Source organism: Klebsiella sp. YJ, from assembly GCF_002108615.1.
Lineage (GTDB): Bacteria > Pseudomonadota > Gammaproteobacteria > Enterobacterales > Enterobacteriaceae > Klebsiella > Klebsiella planticola.
In genome coordinates, this window is sequence record NZ_MTEG01000012.1 from 25,377 (window position 1) to 42,111 (window position 16,735).

The 16,735-nt window shown below is 60.5% G+C and carries 20 protein-coding genes; 11 read left to right on the plus strand and 9 right to left on the minus strand.

From position 1 onward, the window contains the following. Positions 1 to 55: 55 nt before the first annotated feature. The 7 genes from BV390_RS13615 to BV390_RS31495 all read left to right on the plus strand — a co-directional run bounded on the left by BV390_RS13615 (position 56) and on the right by BV390_RS31495 (position 6,132). Positions 56 to 763 carry a CoA transferase subunit A gene (locus BV390_RS13615; RefSeq protein WP_032687242.1) on the plus strand — a complete coding sequence of 236 codons (708 nt, stop codon included), beginning with the start codon at positions 56 to 58 and terminating at the stop codon, positions 761 to 763. A 2-nt stretch (positions 764 to 765) separates the two neighbouring features. Next, positions 766 to 1,422: a CoA transferase subunit B gene (locus BV390_RS13620; RefSeq protein ID WP_032699603.1), complete on the plus strand. Its 657-nt coding sequence runs from the start codon at positions 766 to 768 to the stop codon at positions 1,420 to 1,422. Between the two features lie 9 nt (positions 1,423 to 1,431). Beyond that, a complete protein-coding gene (locus BV390_RS13625; RefSeq protein WP_064793287.1) occupies positions 1,432 to 2,613 on the plus strand; it encodes an acetyl-CoA C-acetyltransferase in 1,182 nt (393 codons plus the stop codon). Between the two features lie 11 nt (positions 2,614 to 2,624). Further along, positions 2,625 to 3,548 (plus strand): 3-hydroxyacyl-CoA dehydrogenase family protein, encoded by a 924-nt coding sequence (locus BV390_RS13630; RefSeq protein ID WP_032687237.1) that lies wholly within the window; start codon positions 2,625 to 2,627, stop codon positions 3,546 to 3,548. Positions 3,549 to 3,591: 43 nt separating this feature from the next. Then, on the plus strand, positions 3,592 to 4,986 hold the full coding sequence (locus tag BV390_RS13635; protein WP_196770340.1) for a GntP family permease: 1,395 nt from the start codon (positions 3,592 to 3,594) through the stop codon (positions 4,984 to 4,986). Positions 4,987 to 5,024: 38 nt separating this feature from the next. Then, entirely contained in the window at positions 5,025 to 5,795 is a 771-nt protein-coding gene (locus BV390_RS13640) for a 3-hydroxybutyrate dehydrogenase (RefSeq protein ID WP_046852324.1), read from the plus strand. 166 nt (positions 5,796 to 5,961) lie between these two features. Then, positions 5,962 to 6,132, plus strand: a complete 171-nt coding sequence (locus tag BV390_RS31495; protein ID WP_213084092.1) for a YnfU family zinc-binding protein — start codon at positions 5,962 to 5,964, stop codon at positions 6,130 to 6,132. A gap of 222 nt (positions 6,133 to 6,354) precedes the next feature. Here the strand turns inward: BV390_RS31495 and cspE are convergent, their stop codons facing one another. Then, positions 6,355 to 6,570 carry a transcription antiterminator/RNA stability regulator CspE gene (gene cspE, locus BV390_RS13645; RefSeq protein ID WP_004862963.1) on the minus strand — a complete coding sequence of 72 codons (216 nt, stop codon included), beginning with the start codon at positions 6,568 to 6,570 and terminating at the stop codon, positions 6,355 to 6,357. A gap of 299 nt (positions 6,571 to 6,869) precedes the next feature. Between cspE and cspF the strand changes: the two genes are divergently transcribed. Then, positions 6,870 to 7,082 carry a cold shock-like protein CspF gene (gene cspF, locus BV390_RS13650; RefSeq protein ID WP_032687233.1) on the plus strand — a complete coding sequence of 71 codons (213 nt, stop codon included), beginning with the start codon at positions 6,870 to 6,872 and terminating at the stop codon, positions 7,080 to 7,082. Positions 7,083 to 7,128: 46 nt separating this feature from the next. Here cspF and BV390_RS13655 read toward each other — a convergent pair whose 3' ends face one another. After that, complete coding sequence (locus tag BV390_RS13655; RefSeq protein WP_032687232.1) at positions 7,129 to 8,001, minus strand: LysR family transcriptional regulator; 873 nt, start codon at positions 7,999 to 8,001, stop codon at positions 7,129 to 7,131. A 106-nt stretch (positions 8,002 to 8,107) separates the two neighbouring features. On the opposite strand from BV390_RS13655, the gene budA reads away from it, so the two are divergent. From budA to BV390_RS13670, 3 genes are read left to right on the plus strand one after another with little or no spacing between them, the layout of a single operon-like run. After that, the gene (gene budA / locus BV390_RS13660; RefSeq protein WP_032697317.1) at positions 8,108 to 8,887 is read left to right on the plus strand and encodes an acetolactate decarboxylase; all 780 of its coding nucleotides are present in this window, start codon (positions 8,108 to 8,110) and stop codon (positions 8,885 to 8,887) included. A gap of 10 nt (positions 8,888 to 8,897) precedes the next feature. Then, on the plus strand, positions 8,898 to 10,577 hold the full coding sequence (gene alsS / locus BV390_RS13665) for an acetolactate synthase AlsS (protein ID WP_032687229.1): 1,680 nt from the start codon (positions 8,898 to 8,900) through the stop codon (positions 10,575 to 10,577). Between the two features lie 23 nt (positions 10,578 to 10,600). Then, on the plus strand, positions 10,601 to 11,371 hold the full coding sequence (locus tag BV390_RS13670; RefSeq protein ID WP_032687228.1) for a (S)-acetoin forming diacetyl reductase: 771 nt from the start codon (positions 10,601 to 10,603) through the stop codon (positions 11,369 to 11,371). Positions 11,372 to 11,498: 127 nt separating this feature from the next. Here the strand turns inward: BV390_RS13670 and ccmI are convergent, their stop codons facing one another. From ccmI to BV390_RS13705, 7 genes are read right to left on the minus strand one after another with little or no spacing between them, the layout of a single operon-like run. After that, positions 11,499 to 12,344, minus strand: coding sequence for a c-type cytochrome biogenesis protein CcmI (gene ccmI, locus BV390_RS13675; RefSeq protein ID WP_085397026.1), 846 nt, complete (start codon positions 12,342 to 12,344; stop codon positions 11,499 to 11,501). Next, a complete protein-coding gene (locus BV390_RS13680; RefSeq protein ID WP_168185419.1) occupies positions 12,344 to 12,787 on the minus strand; it encodes a cytochrome c-type biogenesis protein in 444 nt (147 codons plus the stop codon). The genes ccmI and BV390_RS13680 overlap by 1 nt, the downstream gene beginning before the upstream one ends. A gap of 8 nt (positions 12,788 to 12,795) precedes the next feature. Next, a complete protein-coding gene (locus BV390_RS13685) occupies positions 12,796 to 13,353 on the minus strand; it encodes a DsbE family thiol:disulfide interchange protein (RefSeq protein ID WP_032687225.1) in 558 nt (185 codons plus the stop codon). Then, positions 13,350 to 15,302: a heme lyase CcmF/NrfE family subunit gene (locus tag BV390_RS13690; RefSeq protein ID WP_032697322.1), complete on the minus strand. Its 1,953-nt coding sequence runs from the start codon at positions 15,300 to 15,302 to the stop codon at positions 13,350 to 13,352. Before BV390_RS13690 ends, BV390_RS13685 begins: the two co-directional genes overlap by 4 nt. After that, positions 15,299 to 15,757, minus strand: coding sequence for a cytochrome c maturation protein CcmE (gene ccmE, locus BV390_RS13695; protein ID WP_032697323.1), 459 nt, complete (start codon positions 15,755 to 15,757; stop codon positions 15,299 to 15,301). The genes BV390_RS13690 and ccmE overlap by 4 nt, the downstream gene beginning before the upstream one ends. Then, a complete protein-coding gene (gene ccmD, locus BV390_RS13700) occupies positions 15,741 to 15,974 on the minus strand; it encodes a heme exporter protein CcmD (protein WP_032687221.1) in 234 nt (77 codons plus the stop codon). The genes ccmE and ccmD overlap by 17 nt, the downstream gene beginning before the upstream one ends. Beyond that, positions 15,971 to 16,714: a heme ABC transporter permease gene (locus tag BV390_RS13705; protein WP_032687219.1), complete on the minus strand. Its 744-nt coding sequence runs from the start codon at positions 16,712 to 16,714 to the stop codon at positions 15,971 to 15,973. The genes ccmD and BV390_RS13705 overlap by 4 nt, the downstream gene beginning before the upstream one ends. Positions 16,715 to 16,735: the final 21 nt, after the last annotated feature.

A 16,735-nucleotide genomic window follows, 5' to 3' on the forward strand; every position in this document is an offset into this window, starting at 1 on the left:
CAAATCAGTCTGCGCCGCCAATGATAGCCCCATCGCAAGCCAGCAGAGGTGAATCATGGCAGGACTGGATAAGCGCGTCGCCAGCTACGAAGCGGCGCTGGAAGGGTTAACGGACGGTATGACCGTGCTGGCCGGCGGTTTTGGTCTGTGCGGCATTCCGGAAAATCTGATTGCCGAAGTCAAACGCCGGAACGTACAGGGGCTAACGGTGGTATCAAATAACTGCGGCGTCGACGGTTTCGGCCTCGGCATCCTGCTGGAGACGCGCCAGGTCCGCAAAGTCGTGGCCTCGTATGTCGGTGAAAACGTCCTCTTTGCGCAGCAGGCGCTCAGCGGCGAACTGCAGGTGGAGCTGACCCCACAAGGCACGCTGGCGGAGAAAGTTCGCGCCGGCGGCGCAGGCATCCCCGGCTTTTACACCGCCACCGGCTACGGTACGCCGGTAGCGGAAGGGAAAGAGGTGCGCCAGTTTGCCGGTAAGCCCTACATCCTCGAAGAGGCCATCACCGGCGACTTCGCTCTCGTTAAAGGCTGGAAGGCAGACTGGTACGGCAACGTTATCTATCGCCACACGGCGCAAAACTTTAATCCGCTGATGGCCGCCGCCGGGCGCATTACGGTGGTCGAGGTAGAAGAGATCGTCCCGCCGGGCGAACTTCCGCCCTCTTCGATCCACACCCCCGGCATCTACGTCGACCGGCTGATCGCCGGCCAGTTCGAGAAACGCATCGAACAGCGCACGCTGCGCGCAGGGAGCCTCTGATTATGCTGACTCGTGAACAAATGGCCATCCGCGTCGCCCGGGAGCTGCGCGATGGCGACTACGTCAATCTCGGTATAGGCATCCCGACGCTGGTCGCCAACTACATCCCGGCAGGCATTGACGTCATGCTGCAATCCGAAAACGGCCTGCTCGGCATGGGCGGTTTTCCGCACGAGTCGGAGCTCGATGCCGACATGATCAACGCCGGGAAACAGACGGTCACCGCCCGGACCGGCGCGGCGATTTTCGATTCCGCCCAGTCCTTCGCCATGATTCGCGGCGGCCATGTCGATCTGACCGTTCTCGGCGCCTTTGAAGTTGACGTTGAGGGCAATATCGCCTCGTGGATGATCCCGGGGAAAATGGTGAAAGGCATGGGCGGAGCCATGGATCTGGTGGCCGGGGCGCAAAACATCATCGTGGTAATGACCCACGCTGCGAAAAACGGCGAATCCAAACTCCTGCCGCGCTGTACCTTGCCGCTGACCGGCGTCGGCTGTATCCAGCGGGTGCTGACCGACCTCGCCCTGCTGGAGATACGCGACGGGGCTTTCGTCCTGCGCGAATACGCGCCGGGCGTCACCCCCGACGAAATTATGCGTAAAACCGCCGGACGCCTGATTGTCCCGGACGACGTCTGTGAAATGCGGTTCAACTGAGGAGGCAACATGCAAGAAGTGGTGATTGTTGGTGCGGTCAGAACGCCCATCGGCAGCTTTCGCGGCGTATTTTCCACGCTTTCCGCCGTTGACCTCGGCGCCGGGGTCGTGCGCAGTCTGCTGGCCCGCTGCTCGCTGCCGGCAACGGCAGTCGACGAGCTGATTTTCGGCCAGGTTTTAACCGCCGGCTGCGGGCAGAATCCGGCGCGTCAGACGGCCTTGCGCGCCGGTCTGCCGGTCAGCTGTCCGGCAGTGACGGTGAATCTGGTGTGCGGTTCCGGGCTGAAAGCCGTGCAGCAAGCGGTGCAGGCGATCCGCAGCGGCGACGCCCAGGTGGTTATCGCCGGTGGTCAGGAGAGCATGAGCAATGCCCCCTATCTGATTGACGGCGCCCGTGCCGGGCTGCGCGTCGGCCATCGCAGCATGCAAGACAGTATGATTCAGGACGGCCTGTGGGACGCCTTCAACGACTATCACATGGGGGTGACGGCAGAGAATCTCGCCGACCGCTATGCCATCGATCGCCAACGGCAGGACGCCTTTGCCGCCGGTTCACAACAGAAAGCGGCGGCAGCGATCGAAGCGGGCCGTTTTGAGCAAGAGATCGTGCCGGTGGTCGTCAGACAGGGGAAGCAACCGCCGCAGACCATTACCCGCGACGAGCAGCCCCGTCCGGCCACCACGCCAGAGCAGCTGGCGCAGCTGCGCCCTGCGTTCCGCGTGGAAAACGGCACAGTCACCGCCGGCAACGCCTCTTCGCTCAACGACGGCGCGGCGGCGGTACTCCTGATGAGCGCCGACAAAGCCCGGGAGCTGGGGCTGCCGGTACTGGGACGCATTGTCAGCAGCGCCGTGGCGGGCGTCGATCCGGCGGTCATGGGGATTGGCCCCGTCAGCGCCTGCGAGATGGCGCTGGCACGGGCCGGATGGCGGCTCGACGAGGTGGATTTAATTGAGGCTAACGAGGCTTTTGCCGTTCAGGCGCTGGCCGTTGGCCAGTCTCTGGGCTGGGAGAGCAGCAAAGTCAACGTCAACGGCGGCGCCATTGCCCTCGGCCACCCTATCGGCGCCTCCGGCTGCCGGATCCTCGTCACCCTGCTGCATGAAATGCAGCGCCGGAGCGCCAGTAAAGGGCTTGCCACTCTCTGCGTCGGCGGCGGACAGGGTATCGCCATGACCATCGCACGTTAACAGGAGTCACTATGTATAAACCAACGCTGGCGGTGCTCGGCGCCGGACTGATGGGTATCGGTATCGCCTGCCACTTTGCTCGCCACGGCCACCGGGTACGGCTGTACGATACCGACCCGTCGCGTCTGGCAGAAGTCCCTGCCGTTGCCGCCGCTATTTTGCATGAACTGCAGGAGAGCGGACAATTTGATGCCGCCCACCAGCAGGCGGTTCTGGCGCGCTTAGCCGGGACCACCAGCCTCAGCGATCTGGCGGAATCTACGCTGCTGATAGAGGCGATTCCTGAACGTCTGCCGCTCAAACATGCGCTGTACGCGCAGCTGGAAACGCTGATTGCCGACGATGCGATCATTGCCAGCAACACCAGCGGCCTGCCGCCGGATAGCCTTGCGGCGGGCATGCGCCATCCGCAGCGACTACTAATCGCCCACTTCTGGCACCCGCCGCACTTTATTCCGCTGGTGGAGGTGGTGCCCGGCAGCGCCACGCGCCCGGAGCTCCCCGCCCTGGTGAGCGACTTTTTCACCCGCGCGGCGCTGGAAGCGGTGGTGCTTCAGCGTGCGGCGCCGGGGTTTGTTGGCAACCGCCTGCAGTTCGCTCTGCTGCGCGAGGCGCTGCATATCGTACACAGCGGTATCGCCTCGCCGGAAGTGGTCGATCGGGTGATGCGCGCTTCCCTCGGCCGCCGCTACGCGATGGTCGGTCCTCTGGAAGCGGCCGATATGACCGGGCTGGCGACGGTGCTGGATATTTGTCAGCACCTGCTGCCAGAGCTGGCCGGCGACGCGCAAATGATGGAACTGGTCGCGGAAAAAGTCGCCAGGGGCGAGACCGGCGCGCGCAGCGGGCAAGGATTTTATCGCTGGGATACTGCGCGGATGGCCCGTATCCAGTCGCGTCGGCAGCACCTCCTGCGCTATGCCCTGAAACCGTAGCTTCTCGAACTGTAGCCAACAATAACAATGAGCGTGAGGTGTCGTGATGAGTGTTTTGATTGCCCTGGCCGCGCTGGCATTACTGATGCTGGCGGCCTATCGAGGATATAGCGTTATCCTCTTTGCCCCTATCGCCGCCCTCGGCGCAGTGCTGCTCACCGACCCCGGCGCAGTAGGACCGACCTTTACCGGTCTGTTTATGGAAAAAATGGTCGGGTTTGTAAAGCTCTACTTCCCGGTGTTTCTGCTGGGCGCGGTGTTCGGCAAGCTGATCGAGCTGGCGGGCTTCTCGCGCGCCATCGTCGCCGCCGCCATTCAGATCCTCGGCCGACGTCACGCCATCCCGGTTATCGTGCTGGTTTGCGCCCTGTTAACCTATGGCGGCGTCTCGCTGTTTGTGGTGGCCTTTGCGGTCTACCCTTTTGCCGCCGAACTGTTCCGCCAGAGCGCTATCCCCAAACGGCTGATTCCGGCCACCGTTGCGCTGGGCGCGTTTTCATTCACCATGGATGCCCTGCCCGGGACGCCGCAGATCCAGAACATTATTCCCACCAGTTTCTTTGGCACCAACGCCTGGGCGGCTCCCTGGCTTGGCACGATCGGTTCGCTGTTTATCATCACCTTTGGTCTGCTATGGCTGGAACGTCAACGCCGTAAAGCCCAGCACGCGGGAGAAGGTTACGGCACGGATTTGCAAAACGAACCGGACACGCCGGACAACATCAACCTTCCTCATCCGCTGATTGCCATTGCCCCGCTGCTGCTGGTGGGGATCCTGAACCTGCTGTTTACCCGCTGGATCCCGCGATGGTACGGTACCACTCACGAGCTGGTTTTGCCGGGACTGGCGAAGCCTATCGTCACCGAAGTGGGTAAAATCACCGCGATCTGGGCCGTTGAAGCAGCGCTGCTGGCTGGCATTGTCGTGGTGCTGATCTTCGGCTTTCGCAATATCCGCGGGCGTCTGGCGGAAGGCAGTCGCACCGCCGTTAGCGGCGCCATTCTCGCGGCGATGAATACGGCATCGGAATATGGTTTTGGCGCCGTCATTGCCGCGCTGCCCGGTTTCCTGGTTTTGTCAAAGGCGCTGACGGCCATTCCCAACCCGCTGCTGAATGAAGCCATCAGCGTGACGGTGCTGGCGGGCATTACCGGCTCCGCATCGGGCGGGATGAGTATCGCCCTGGCGGCGATGTCGGAGACCTTTATCGCTGCCGCCCACGCCGCCGATATTCCGCTGGAGGTATTGCATCGCGTAGCCTCGATGGCCAGCGGCGGCATGGATACGTTGCCGCATAATGGCGCGGTCATTACCCTGCTGGCGATCACTGGCCTCAGCCATCGTCAGGCCTACGGCGGCATTTTTGCCATTACCCTGATTAAAAGTCTGGCGGTTCTGTTTGTCATTGCCGTCTTCTATTTAACCGGCATTGTCTGATGCGACAATATATAACCGGCATCACGAAGGAAAACACCATGAATCTGAACGGAAAGGTGGCGCTGGTCACCGGCTCAACAAGCGGTATCGGTTTAGGGATCGCGAAAGTACTGGCAAAATCCGGCGCGCAGCTGATCCTCAACGGCTTTGGCGACAGCGCATCGGCGCGCGCGGAAGTGGCGCAGATCGGCAAAACCCCGGGCTATCACGATGCCGACCTGCGCGATGTGCAGCAGATTGAAGCGATGATGGCCTACGCCGAAGCGGAATTTGGCGGCGTAGATATTGTGATTAATAACGCCGGGATCCAGCACGTGGCCCCGGTGGAGCATTTCGCCGTAGAGAAGTGGAACGATATTATAGCCATCAATCTCTCCAGCGTCTTTCACACCAGTCGTCTGGCGCTCCCCGGGATGCGGGCGCGTAACTGGGGGCGCATTATCAATATTGCCTCGGTTCACGGTCTGGTGGCCTCGAAGGATAAGTCAGCCTACGTCGCAGCCAAACACGGCGTGATCGGCCTGAGCAAAACGCTGGCGCTGGAGACCGCCAGAACCGGCGTGACCTGCAATGCGATTTGCCCTGGCTGGGTATTAACCCCGCTGGTACAGCAGCAGATCGATAAACGCATCGCTGAAGGTTGCGATCCGCACCAGGCCCGCGAACAGCTGCTGGCGGAAAAGCAGCCCTCCGGCGAGTTTGTCACCCCGGAACAACTGGGTGAACTGGCGCTGTTTCTCTGTAGTGAAGGTGCAGCCCAGGTGCGCGGCGCGGCATGGAACATGGACGGCGGCTGGGTCGCGCAATAACCGACAGCCTGCTCAGGAGGCCCCCGTTCCTTCTGAGCAGCGCCTCATTTTTTCCGGCGGAATATTTCCCTGCCGTCGGTTTATTTTCGGCAAAAGACAATGAGTTCGGGCTATTTATTTAATAATGATGTATGGTTTCAGGCCATTAAATCAGGAAGGAAATCATATGTCAGATCGAAAAGATGCCAAAAGCCGCCGTAATTATCTTGTAAAATGCACCTGCCCTAATTGCTCCCAGGATTCAGAACACAGCTTCAGCCGAGTACAAAAAGGCGCCCAGCTCATTTGCCCCTACTGCCACAAACTCTTCCAGACAACAGCAAAAAATGCTGCTTAATCTCTAGATGCCAGACGCTGATTGTTCCACGAAATCCAACACTGATTAGATTATTCTTATCATCTTGAATGAATGGCACAATCGGTTGTTATTTTTTTGGCAAATAGAAAACCCGCACAATGGCGGGTTTTAAATAAATCTATTCTGTCTGTTACCCTGGTAAATCTGTCTACTCAGGCTGCGCCGTCTTCGTTATCGCAGACCCACCAGCGTTCAGCATACTTATCCTACGATCGAAACGTTTGTCGCCGCCGGGCCTTTCGCGCCGCTGCCGACCACAAACTCGACCTTCTGCCCTTCAAACAGGGTGCGGAAGTCTTCGCTTTGAATGGCAGAAAAGTGGACGAAGATGTCCTTGCTGCCATCGGCCGGCGTAATGAAGCCGAAGCCTTTATCTGCGTTAAACCATTTGACTAAACCAGTCATTTTATTCGACATTCGATATTCCTTTTTATGAGCCCTTAATCGGCAAACTGGTTTGCGCTACAGAATCAACTTAACACTTAATGGAGGGACTCAAGGAAGGAGGTATCAGCGATAACGCCTGGAAATGAGGACTGCTTTAGTGAACTGCTTTCTGTCTTACAAACCGACCAGGCTATTAAGGCACAGGGGATATTTATTAGCAAGGTTTATTTTAGCCGTCCGGAAGCCTGCTCCGGTAAGAAATTAAATCAATAGCTTTATTGTTCGATTAAGGTATAGTGCGCCGGTACTTATTTTCCCAAGGATTTTATTTGTTCCAAAAAATGACAGGCATTGTCAAAGCGTTTGATAATAAAACCGGCAAAGGCCTTATAATTCCCTCCGATGGTCGTAAAGACGTTCAGGTCCATATTTCTGCATTATCCCCTGGTGAATCAGCAACCATAATCCCGGGTATTCGCGTTGAATTTCGCCGGGTCAACGGCCTGCGCGGTCCGACGGCGGCAAACGTCTACCTTTCATAGTCACAGCCCGACCACTGATGACGGCCCCGATAGCAGACCGGGGCGGCTAAAACATCTCCAGAAAACGTTTTACCGTTCGCGATCGTTCGAATCGCCGCCACGCAATCGCAATATCGGTCGTCACCGGCGTCCCCGACAGCGGGCGATAGATTACCTCGGGATGGTGGATACAGGTCATCGACTGCGGCACCAGCGCAAAACCGAATCCGGCAGCCACCATGCTTAAGGAGGAGGAGAGTTGCGAAGATTGTCTCGCCTGACGCATATCGATGCCCGCGCGCAAACAGCTATTAAAGACCTGCTCATACAGCCCCGGGGCCACCTCGCGCGGAAACAGAATCGGCGCAGTCTCCTGCAGTTGCACCAGCGGCAGCATGGCCTCACCGGCAAGCGGGTGGTCACGGTGCAGGGCGATAACCATCGGCTCCACATCGATAATGCGCAGGTTAAACGCTTTGCTGCTTTCGCACGGCAGGCGCACAAAGGCGATATCCAGCTCCCCTTCCCCCAGCGCGCTCATCAGCGCCGCCATGTTGCCCTCGACCTGACGCAGGGTGACCGCCGGATAGCGGAGCTGAAACTGGCGCAGCAGCGCGAAAATCTGCGGATGAAAAGCATTAGAACTGGTGATGCCTAACGCCAGCCTACCGTTCATCCCGCGGGCGATACCTTTGGTCTTTTCCAGCGCCGCGTCGCTAAGAGCGAGGATCTGGCAGGCATCTTCATAAAACGATTCTCCCGCTTCCGTCAGCTCAATTCCCCGCGTCAGACGGCGCAGCAGCGGCGTGCCAATTTCTCTCTCAAGCCGCTGAATTTGCTGACTTAATGGCGGCTGAGAAATACCAAGATCCCTGGCGGCGCGGGTGAAATTTCGCGCCTCAGCCACGGCGACAAAATAGCGTAGATAACGAAGTTCCATATCAAAAACGTCTCAAACCAGCATGCTTTCTATATTGGAACTGAGAGCTGAATCGGGTCAACAATTATTTAATCTTTCTTATATTTGTTGAGCGAGGACGTCTCTGATGACCCATTCTTCTGCATGTACCTGCCAGCAAAGCCTGTGTGAAACCGTACGCGGGTTTTCCGCCCAGCAGCCTGATAACGTGCTCTATCAGACCTCTTTGATGAGCGCGCTCCTGAGCGGCGTCTATGAGGGCAATACCACCATCGCCGATCTGCTTACCCACGGCGACTTCGGTCTCGGAACCTTTAACGAACTCGACGGCGAGCTGATCGCCTTCAGCAGCGAGGTCTACCAGCTGCGCGCCGACGGCAGCGCACGCAAAGCCCGCGGGGAACAAAAGACGCCGTTCGCGGTGATGACCTGGTTTCGGCCGCAGCACCGCGTCAGCTTCGACCATCCGGTAAACCGCCAGCAGTTGCATGAGATCATCGACCGGCAGATCCCCTCCGACAATCTGTTCTGCGCCCTGCATATCGACGGCCACTTTCGTCACGCCCATACCCGGACCGTCCCCCGGCAGACTCCCCCCTACCGGGCGATGACCGATGTTCTGGACGACCAGCCGGTGTTCCGCTTCAACCAGCGTAAAGGGATACTGGTCGGTTTTCGCACCCCGCAGCATATGCAGGGAATTAACGTTGCCGGGTATCACGAACATTTCATCACCGACGATCGTCAGGGCGGCGGCCATCTGCTGGATTACCAGCTCGATAGCGGCGTGCTGACTTTCGGCGAAATCCACAAGCTGCTGATTGACCTCCCGGCCGACAGCGCTTTCCTGCAGGCCGATTTGCATCCTGACAATCTCGACGCCGCCATTCGCGCGGTAGAAAATTAAGGAGCTTCATATGGACAATCAACGTCACGAACGCCAGTGGGCGCACGGCGCGGATATGATAGTCAGTCAGCTTGAGGCCCAGGGGGTACGCCAGGTCTTCGGCATCCCCGGCGCGAAAATAGATAAAGTCTTCGATTCGCTACTGGACTCCACCATCCGGATTATTCCCGTGCGCCACGAAGCTAACGCCGCGTTTATGGCCGCGGCAGTCGGCCGCCTGACCGGTAAAGCGGGCGTCGCGCTGGTCACCTCCGGCCCTGGCTGTTCGAATCTGATTACCGGCATGGCCACCGCTAACAGCGAGGGCGATCCGGTGGTCGCGCTGGGTGGCGCGGTTAAGCGGGCGGATAAGGCAAAACTGGTCCATCAAAGCATGGATACCGTGGCGATGTTCAGCCCGGTGACCAAATATGCCGTGGAAGTGACCGCCTCCGACGCGCTGGCGGAAGTTGTCTCCAACGCTTTCCGCGCCGCCGAGCAGGGGCGCCCGGGCAGCGCCTTTATCAGCCTGCCGCAGGATGTTGTCGATCAACCTACCCGCGGCGCGATTCTCCCGGTCGGCAACGCCCCGCAAATGGGCGCTGCACCTGACGAGGCTATCGAGAAGGTCGCGCAGATGATCGCCGCCGCCAAAAACCCGATTTTCCTGCTCGGGCTGATGGCCAGCCAGCCGGAAAACAGCCATGCCCTGCACCAGCTGCTCGAGCAGAGTCATATTCCGGTCACCAGTACCTACCAGGCCGCCGGGGCGGTCAATCAGCAGCACTTTGCGCGCTTCGCTGGCCGGGTCGGACTGTTTAACAACCAGGCCGGCGACCGCCTGCTCCACCTCGCCGACCTGATCATCTGCATCGGCTACAGCCCGGTCGAGTATGAACCGGCGATGTGGAACCGCGGCGACGCGACGCTGGTCCATATCGACGTGCTGCCCGCTTATGAAGAGCGTAACTACACCCCCGATATCGAGCTGGTGGGTGATATCGCCGCGACGCTGAACAAACTGACCCGGCGCATCAGCCATAAGCTGGTGTTAACTCCGCAGGCGGCGGAGATCCTCACCGATCGCCAGCATCAGCGCGAGCTGCTCGACCGCCGCGGCGCGCAGCTGAATCAATTTGCCCTTCATCCGCTGCGCATCGTGCGGGCAATGCAGGATATCGTCAACAGCGATGTCACCCTCACCGTCGACATGGGCAGCTTCCATATCTGGATCGCCCGCTATCTGTACAGCTTCCGCGCCCGCCAGGTGATGATTTCCAATGGTCAGCAGACGATGGGCGTCGCGCTGCCGTGGGCAATCGGCGCGTGGCTGGTCAATCCGCAGCGCAAAGTGGTCTCGGTCTCCGGCGACGGCGGGTTCCTGCAATCCAGTATGGAGCTGGAGACCGCCGTCCGACTGCAGGCCAATATCCTGCATATCATCTGGGTCGACAACGGTTACAACATGGTGGCGATTCAGGAACAGAAAAAATACCAGCGCCTCTCCGGCGTGGAGTTCGGCCCGGTTGATTTCAAAGCCTACGCCGAATCGTTCGGGGCTAAAGGCTTTGCGGTGGCGAGCGCCGACGCGCTGGAGCCGACGCTGCGTGCCGCCATGGACGTCGATGGCCCGGCGGTGGTCGCCATTCCGGTCGACTACCGCGATAACCCTCTGCTGATGGGGCAACTCCATCTCAGCCAAATACTTTGAGTCACTACAAAAAGGAAAGGAATATGCAAAAAGTCGCACTTGTCACCGGCGCCGCTCAGGGCATCGGTAAAGCTATCGCGCTGCGCCTGGTTAAAGACGGATTTGCCGTGGCCATTGCCGATTACAACGATACCGCAGCGAAAGCCGTGGCCGCCGAAATCAACCAGCACGGCGGCCGGGCGCTGGCGGTTAAGGTTGACGTCTCGCGCCGTGAACAGGTTTTCGCCGCCGTCGAACAGGCGCGTAAAACGTTGGGCGGTTTCCACGTTATCGTCAACAATGCCGGCATCGCCCCTTCGACGCCGATCGAAGCGATCGTCGAGGAGACCGTCGATAAGGTCTATAACATCAACGTCAAAGGCGTCATCTGGGGCATTCAGGCGGCGGTCGACGCCTTTAAAAAAGAGGGCCACGGCGGGAAAATTATCAACGCCTGTTCCCAGGCCGGGCACGTCGGCAATCCGGAACTGGCGGTCTACAGCTCGAGTAAATTCGCCGTACGCGGCCTGACCCAGACCGCTGCCCGCGACCTGGCGCCGCTGGGGATCACCGTTAACGGCTACTGTCCGGGGATCGTCAAAACGCCGATGTGGGCGGAGATCGATCGTCAGGTCTCGGAAGCCGCGGGCAAACCGCTGGGCTACGGTACCGCCGAGTTCGCGAAACGCATCACCCTCGGACGTTTGTCCGAACCTGAAGACGTCGCGGCCTGCGTGTCGTATCTGGCGAGCCCGGACTCTGACTATATGACCGGTCAGTCGCTACTGATCGATGGCGGGATGGTTTTTAACTAATTCCATGATGCTCTGACATGGTTTGCCCCTGCCGCGAGGCCGGGGCTTTTTTTTATCTGCCGGTCACGCTCACTCGGGCGCTAAACGCGCGCCCCGCAGCCCGGCGGGTAAGGGTTATCCCGGCCGATTAGCGCGCGCTCGCCTGCACCTGCGCCAGCTGGCGTTCAATAGCCTGACGTCGCGCATCGTTCGCCGGCAATATTTCCAGCAGCTGTTGCAATGCCGCGACCGCCTGCGGGTAATCTTCGCTGCGCAGCGCGCTCAGCGCCAGCAGTTCCAGCACCGGCAGATTCTGCGGCTGCCGCTGATGCAGTTCGCGCAGCAGAAGTTCTGCCATCCGCAGCTGGCCGCTATCGCCGGCCCGCACCAGCACGCTGGCGTAATCGAATGTGGCCACCGGATCGTTCGCCGCCAGCTGATGGGCACGGGCAAAGGCGCCGATCGCCGTCTCGCCGTCGTTGAGCAGCAGGGCAATGCGCCCCAGCAGCTGCCAGCCGGCAAGATAATCAGGCTGATCCTGTAACTGGCTGCGCAGCCCGAGCCTGAGCTGAGCCAGTTGATCCATCCGCAGCGGCGCCGCCGTTGGGTCTTGCAGCTGGCGGAGCAGCGCGGGAGTTTGACGTTCCGCCTGTTGCCAGAGCAACACCTGACCAATATCGCTGGTTTTCAGGAAGATCCCGCAGCTCAACAGTACCAGCGCCACGGCGCCGGGCAGCAGCACCCAACGGCCGAGCGGGCGAACTTTAGCCGGCGTGGCGTCGGGAATATCGGCCAGCAGCGTACGCTGCAGTTCAACCACCATCGCTTCCCGGTCGACAACGTTGTCCTCCTGCGCCAGCTCGTCGAGCCGCGTCTGGTACAGCGTCCGGTTCAGGCTATCGCGATCCGCCGCCGTCCCCCCCTGCCACGGAAAATACAGCAGCGCCAGCGCCCCGGCCAACATCAGTAGCGCCGGCAGTAAAAACAGGGTCATCAATCCTCTCCTTTGTTCAGTAACGCCGCCAGCCGCTGACGCTCTTGTGCACTCAGCGCAGCGCTTGCTCCGCCGCGACGTCGGGTTCGCGCCACCAGCAGCGCGACACCGGCGATAACAAACAGCCCCGGAACCAGCCACAACAGTAAGGTCCCGGCGGTCAACGGCGGTTCATAGCTGACGAAATGGCCGTAGCGCGCCACCATATAGGCGGTGATTTGATCTTTGCTTTGCCCCTGCTGCATCAGCTCATAAACCTTCAGCCGCATATCGGCGGCAATCATCGCATTCGAGTCCGCGATGCTGTTGTTCTGGCACTTCGGACAGCGCAGCTGGGAGGTGATCTCGCGAAACGCCTGCTCCTGCGCTTCGTTTTTGAACTGCCAGGTGTCGATGGCGGCCAGCGCCTGGCCTGCGAGCAGCAGCGCCATCAGCGCCAGTATCCAGCGCCTCATGTTGCCGGCTCCTGCGTATATTTCAGCCACAGCGGCTGGAGCTGTTCGCGCCACACCCTGGCGTTCAGATCCCCGGCGTGACGCCAGCGAATAATGCCCTGCCCATCAATCAGAAAGGTTTCCGGCGCGCCATATACGCCCAGATCAAGGCCCAGCATACCGCTGCCGTCGAACAGACTCAGCGCATAGGGGTTGCCCAGACTGTCGAGCCAGGTCACCGCCTTCTGCCGGTCATCTTTGTAGTTCAGCCCGACGACGCGGACCCCCTGCCTGGCCAGCTCATTAAGGTACTGATGCTCGGCGCGACAGGTCGGGCACCAGGTGGCCCAGACGTTCAGCAGCAGCGGTTTCCCGTCGATCAGCGCCGCGCGGCTGTAAGTTTTTCCCGCCGTCGTCAACGCTTCAAGACGAAACTCAGGCAGCGGTTTGCCGATCAGCGCGGATTCGAGCATCGTCGGATCGTCGCCGTCGGCGTTACGCAACAGTTGCCAGAACAGCGCCATCGCCAGCAGCAGAAACAGCGCCAGCGGAATAAAAAGCAGCCTGCGGTTCATGGCGCCTCCTGCCGTTGTTTACGCATCCGGTAGCGCGGGTCGAGCATGCAGCACAGGCCGCCAAGCGCCATCAGGCCGCCGCCGAACCAAATCCAGCGCACGAACGGTTTGTAGTACAGACGCACCGCCCAGCTGCCATCCTCCAGCTCTTCCCCCAGCGCGGCATACAGATCGCGCGTCAAACCGCCGCCGATCGCCGCTTCGGTCATCATCATGCGGCTGGCGCTGTAGTACCGTTTTTCCGCGTACAGCGTGGCTTCCGGGCGACCGTTGCGCGTCACCGTAATCACCCCTTCGCCGCCGGTCCAGTTCGGGCCGACGATGTTGCGCACCCCGTCGAACACAAAGTGGTAGCGATGAATATCGATGCTATCGCCGGTTTTCATCCGCACGTCGCGCTCAATACTGTAGTTCTGGCTGAAGGTAATCCCGATGACGGTGACCGCCACGCCAACGTGGCCCAGCACCATTCCCCACTGGCTGCGCGAAATCACCCGCAGGCCGCGCCAGAAACCGTGCCGGTGGGTCGCCCGCTCATGAATTTCAATCAGGGCAAAGAGCAGTACCCAAATCGCCATCATCAGACCGAGAACCGCCATGGCGACAATCCGGTCCTGCAGCAGCCACGGCAGCAGCAGAGAAAGTGACAATGTCACCAATAGTGCCATCGCCAGCCGCTTAAGCTGCTTGCCCGGCTGGTCACGCCGCCAGCGGATCAACGGTCCCACTCCCAGCAGCAGCGCAAACGGCGCCATCAGCGCGGTGAACAGCAGGTTAAAGAAGGGTTCGCCGATTGAGATACTGCCAAGCCCCAGCTCTTTGTGCACCAGCGGTAGCAGCGTGCCGAGCAGCACCACCAGCATGGCGGCGATCAGCAAAATATTGTTCCCCAGCAGAAACGACTCGCGCGACCACAGCGTATGTTCGACCCGCGCCCGCACCTGTCCCCCCTTCAGGGCATACAGCAGCAGCGATCCGCCGATAGCCACCACCAGCAACGCCAGAATAAACAGCCCGCGCGTCGGATCCGAGGCGAACGAATGGACCGACACCAGCACCCCGGAGCGCACCAGGAAGGTTCCCAGCAGGCACAGTGAAAAGGCGGCAATCGCCAGCAGCACGGTCCAGGCCCGGAAGCTCCCGCGTTTCTCGGTGACCGCCAGGGAGTGCAGCAGCGCCGTCCCCACCAGCCATGGCATAAACGAGGCGTTCTCCACCGGATCCCAGAACCACCAGCCGCCCCAGCCCAGCTCGTAGTAGGCCCATGCAGAGCCCAGCACGATACCCAGAGTCAGAAACACCCATGCTGCCTGGGTCCACGGGCGCGACCAGCGCGCCCAGGCGGTATCCAGCCGTCCGGCGAGCAGCGAGGCAATCGCAAAGGCGAACGCCACCGAGAAGCCCACATAGCCCATATAAAGGATCGGCGGATGGAAAATCATGCCGATATCCTGCAGCAGCGGATTGAGGTCGCGACCATCAACCGGATAGAGCGGCAGCGTGCGGGCAAAAGGATTCGAGGTGAACAGAATAAACAGCAGAAAGCCGAAGGCGATGGTCCCCATCACCGCCAGCACCCGCGCTACGGCGTCCTGCGGCATCCGCCGACTGAACAGCGCCACCGCGAAAGTCCAGACGCTCAGCAGCAGCACCCACAGCAGCAGTGAGCCTTCATGGGCGCCCCAGGTCGCCGCGACCCGGTACCACACCGGCAGCGCGCTGTTCGAGTTATCCGCGACATAGCGTACGGTGAAATCATTGACCACAAAGGCATGGACCAGCACGAGAAAGGCGCCCGCGACGCAGAAAAACAGCGCGCAGGCCAGGGGCCGCGCCAGCGCCATTAGCCGCGGGTCCTGCCGCGCAGCGCCCCATTGCGGATAAATGCCCAGCAGTAGCGCGAGGCCTGTCGCCAGGCACAATAGATAGTGCCCCAGTTCCGGCATCATGGTTGTTCTCCCTTCTTCTCCGGCTGCAGCGCCTCTTTCACTTCCGGCGGCGTATAGTTCTCATCGTGCTTCGCCAGCACCTGGCGGGCGGTAATGTGCCGATCGCCATCGAGCACCCCCTGGGCTACCACTCCCTGCCCCTCGCGGAACAGATCCGGCAGAATGCCCCGATAGCTAACCTCCACCACCCCGCGGGCGTCGTACAGGCGGAAACTGACGTCCAGGCTCTGCGGGTCACGCTTGACGCTGCCGGGCTGAACGTAGCCGCCAATCCGCAGGCGCTGGCCGTGATGTGGCCGCTGATGGGTTTCCGTTTTGCCATACAGGATCTCCCCCGGGGTGTAGAAAAGATCGATATTGGCGCTGAGGGCATACAGCGTCAGGCCAATGGTCAGCCCGAGGCCGACCAGCACCGCCAGCGCGATCCCAAGCCGGGTTTTACGACGCGTTTGCATCGCTGCCCTCCGCTTCTGCACGGCGGCGAGCGGCGACGATACGCCGCTCCCGGGCCTGCTGACGGCTCAGCTCACGGAACAGCGCCCGTCGCTGCCAGCAGGTATGCAGCGTCAGAAAACCGAAGATCAGCAGCGTCGCCGCCACCGCCAGCCAGACATACAATGCGTAGCCGCCCATAGCCAGAAAGGCGGCGGCAGATGAAAAGGCGGGGGTCATTTCTCCGCTCCTTTTGGGGCAGTAACCAGCGCCTGGACCCAGGGTCGACGCCGCTCCTGTAACAGAATCAAATTGCGCAGGCGCATCAGCGTCAGCGTGGCCACCAGGCTAAGAAAGGCCAGAATGCAGATTCGCAATGGCAGACGCATACTGGGGTCAATCGACTGTTGCATGTTGGTCGACCCTTGATGCAGCGTGTTCCACCAGATGACCGAATAGTGAATGACAGGCAGATTGACCACCCCCACCAGCACCAGAATACCGACCGCCCTGCCCGCCAGACGGCGATCGTCGAAAGCGTGCCAGAGAGCGATAATCCCGGCATAGAGAAACAGCAAAACCAGCTCCGAGGTCAGGCGCGCGTCCCAGATCCACCACGTTCCCCACATCGGTTTCCCCCATGCCGCCCCGCTGACCAGGGCGATGGCCGTGCAGGCGGCGCCCACCGGCGCCAGCGCCGCCACCGTCAGATCGGCCATTTTCATCTGCCAGACCAGCCCCACAAAGGCGGCGACGGCCATTGCCAGATAGACGCCCATCGACCACATGGCCGCCGGGACATGCAGATACATAATCCGGTAGCTTTGCCCCTGCTGATAATCCGCCGGTGCGTAGACAAATCCCCACACCAGCCCCACCGCCAGCAGCAGCGCGCTCAAGGCCGTCAGCCAGGGAATACAGCGGCCGCACAGGCCGTACAGCCGTTCGGGTATCGCCAGTTGATGTAATGTTTTCCACATAACGTTTGCTCACACTACTGT

Bases quoted from the DNA above. Each gene is read 5' to 3' on its own strand.
- BV390_RS13670 (WP_032687228.1), top strand. From the start codon at position 10,601: ATGCAAAAAGTCGCACTTGTCACCGGCGCCGCTCAGGGCATCGGTAAA.
- BV390_RS13685 (WP_032687225.1), bottom strand. From the start codon at position 13,353: ATGAACCGCAGGCTGCTTTTTATTCCGCTGGCGCTGTTTCTGCTGCTG.
- BV390_RS13620 (WP_032699603.1), top strand. From the start codon at position 766: ATGCTGACTCGTGAACAAATGGCCATCCGCGTCGCCCGGGAGCTGCGC.
- BV390_RS31495 (WP_213084092.1), top strand. From the start codon at position 5,962: ATGTCAGATCGAAAAGATGCCAAAAGCCGCCGTAATTATCTTGTAAAA.
- BV390_RS13705 (WP_032687219.1), bottom strand. From the start codon at position 16,714: ATGTGGAAAACATTACATCAACTGGCGATACCCGAACGGCTGTACGGC.
- BV390_RS13655 (WP_032687232.1), bottom strand. From the start codon at position 8,001: ATGGAACTTCGTTATCTACGCTATTTTGTCGCCGTGGCTGAGGCGCGA.
- BV390_RS13630 (WP_032687237.1), top strand. From the start codon at position 2,625: ATGTATAAACCAACGCTGGCGGTGCTCGGCGCCGGACTGATGGGTATC.
- alsS (WP_032687229.1), top strand. From the start codon at position 8,898: ATGGACAATCAACGTCACGAACGCCAGTGGGCGCACGGCGCGGATATG.
- ccmI (WP_085397026.1), bottom strand. From the start codon at position 12,344: ATGACCCTGTTTTTACTGCCGGCGCTACTGATGTTGGCCGGGGCGCTG.
- BV390_RS13625 (WP_064793287.1), top strand. From the start codon at position 1,432: ATGCAAGAAGTGGTGATTGTTGGTGCGGTCAGAACGCCCATCGGCAGC.
- BV390_RS13615 (WP_032687242.1), top strand. From the start codon at position 56: ATGGCAGGACTGGATAAGCGCGTCGCCAGCTACGAAGCGGCGCTGGAA.
- ccmE (WP_032697323.1), bottom strand. From the start codon at position 15,757: ATGCAAACGCGTCGTAAAACCCGGCTTGGGATCGCGCTGGCGGTGCTG.
- cspE (WP_004862963.1), bottom strand. From the start codon at position 6,570: ATGTCGAATAAAATGACTGGTTTAGTCAAATGGTTTAACGCAGATAAA.
- ccmD (WP_032687221.1), bottom strand. From the start codon at position 15,974: ATGACCCCCGCCTTTTCATCTGCCGCCGCCTTTCTGGCTATGGGCGGC.
- budA (WP_032697317.1), top strand. From the start codon at position 8,108: ATGACCCATTCTTCTGCATGTACCTGCCAGCAAAGCCTGTGTGAAACC.
- BV390_RS13690 (WP_032697322.1), bottom strand. From the start codon at position 15,302: ATGATGCCGGAACTGGGGCACTATCTATTGTGCCTGGCGACAGGCCTC.
- BV390_RS13640 (WP_046852324.1), top strand. From the start codon at position 5,025: ATGAATCTGAACGGAAAGGTGGCGCTGGTCACCGGCTCAACAAGCGGT.